This is a genomic window from Paenibacillus ginsengihumi DSM 21568 (assembly GCF_000380965.1).
GTDB lineage: Bacteria > Bacillota > Bacilli > Paenibacillales > NBRC-103111 > Paenibacillus_G > Paenibacillus_G ginsengihumi.
In genome coordinates, this window is the sequence record NZ_KB905677.1 from 1 (window position 1) to 2093 (window position 2093).

Here is a 2093-nt window from a genome sequence, read left to right on the forward strand (position 1 = left end):
GCCATGTTTGAGTCCTTCTACGGCCTCGCTCGTTCACCATTCTCTCGGGATATGCCGACAAAGGAACTGTATGAATCGGTTATGCTCGAAGAGACTATAATGGACTAAGAAAATTAGACAGCAAAAAAGGAGTTTCTTAGTTGTATGGCAACGATGAGGAGAAAGTTCACACCAGAGCAAAAAGCACAAATCGTACTGGAAATTTTGAAGGAGGATAAGTCAATTTCGCAGCTGTCCTCCGAGCATGGAATCCATGCGAATGTCCTCCAGAGGTGGAAAACGGAAGCGATCCAGAACTTGCATCAGCTGTTCGTAGATGATCGCAAAGGCATCACGAAAAATGAAAAATGATTATGAACAGCAGATCAACGAACTCTATGCCGAAGTCGGAAAATTGTCCACTCAATTGGCGTGGATCAAAAAAAAATCTGGCTATGGACCAAACTCGTGAACAGCGATTGACCATGTTGGATTGGCAAAGCACAGAGCTGCCTCTAACCGTACAGGCGGATATCCTCAGCCTCAATCGTTCCAGCCTGTATTACAAGCCGGTACCTCCCTCCCCGGAGGAAATTCGCATCAAACACCGGATTGATGAAATCTACACGCAGTATCCGTTTCTGGGCTCCCGGCGGATCACAGCGATTCTGAATCGAGAGAAAGTGAAAGTCCATCGCAATACCGTTCAAAAATACATGCAAGAAATGGGACTGGCGGCGATCTATCCCGGCCCCAACCTGAGCAAGCGCAATTTGCAGCATCGCATCTTTCCCTATTTGCTGCGCGGGCTGACGATCGACCGTGTGAACCAGGTGTGGGGGATCGACATCACGTATATCCGGCTGCAGAGCGGTTGGATGTATCTGGTAGCGATCTTGGACTGGTACTCGCGATACGTGATCGATTGGCAGTTGGATCAGAGCCTGGAACTGCCCTTTGTTCTGGAGGCTGTAAGTCGTGCGCTGAGCGCTTGCCGGCCCGAAATTATGAACAGTGATCAGGGCAGTCATTTCACCAGTTCACAGTACATCGAGTTGCTGAATAGCAACCAAGTCCGAATCAGCATGGATGGAAAGAATCGTGCTGTGGATAACATCTTTACGGAACGACTATGGCGCAGCTTGAAGTATGAGGAAGTCTACTTGCACGAGTATACCTCGCCCAAAGAAGCGCGCCGCGGCATTCATCGGTACTTTGAATTCTACAATCATTATCGGCCACATCAGTCGTTAGATTACCGAACACCTGCAACTGTATACATGGAATAACATATCCACAGAGGGTGACTCCCGCGCCTTCGCTTGGGCTTTGTCCTCCACCAGTGGACATTATCATTGAGTAATTATACACATTACTTTTTCCAGTTCCCGGCGGGGGATCTCCCCTCCAACAATATATCAAAAGAACGCTTCGTGAATGATTTCACACCTTAAAAATTAAAAAAAACTGTCTTGACTTCTTGTGCCACTATAGGCGGAAAGCGGCGTTATCGCCATTGCGGCAGGGGAAAAACATTCTCTGGCCTTGAAATCTGACGGCTCTGTCATTGCCTGGGGCATTTCAGACGGTTCGTGGCGAGACAACGGACAAACGGTTGTACCCGAAGCTGCGAAAAGCGGTGTGATCGCGATTGCAGCGGGATACGGACATTCGCTTGCCTTGAAAGCGGATGGGACGATCATTGCCTGGGGGGATAATGGTCAAGGTCAGACTGACGTGCCGGAACATATCCATGACCGTGTGAAAGCCAAACAATTGGCTACCGGGACAACCCATTCGCTTGCGTTAACCTCCGATGGCCAAGTACTCGGCTGGGGAAGCGATCTGTACAATCGCCTTGCGATTCCTGCCGATTTGCAAGATGTGCGCGCCATTGAGGTGGGGGAGGAGTTTTCTCTGGCATTAAAAGCCGATGGCACGATTGTGATCTGGGGAGACGGTTCTCATTATGCGGCGATTCCGCCTGAAGTGCAAGGACAGACAGTGGCAATCAGCGTAGGTGTCAAGGCCGGATTTAAATTGACCCACTTCGCCGGTTTAAATTTGACCCACTTCGACGAATTAAGGGTCTAGACTTGCTGATTCTCCCTGCA

The 2093-nt window shown here is 49.4% G+C and carries 1 protein-coding gene and 1 pseudogene; both read left to right on the plus strand.

Annotated elements, in window-relative coordinates:
- The first annotated feature begins 153 nt into the window (after positions 1 to 153).
- A pseudogene (locus F591_RS0126910) lies at positions 154 to 1268 on the plus strand (IS3 family transposase).
- A 226-nt stretch (positions 1269 to 1494) separates the two neighbouring features.
- A complete protein-coding gene (locus tag F591_RS29280; RefSeq protein WP_281166735.1) occupies positions 1495 to 2073 on the plus strand; it encodes an RCC1 domain-containing protein in 579 nt (192 codons plus the stop codon).
- The last annotated feature ends 20 nt before the right edge of the window (positions 2074 to 2093 follow it).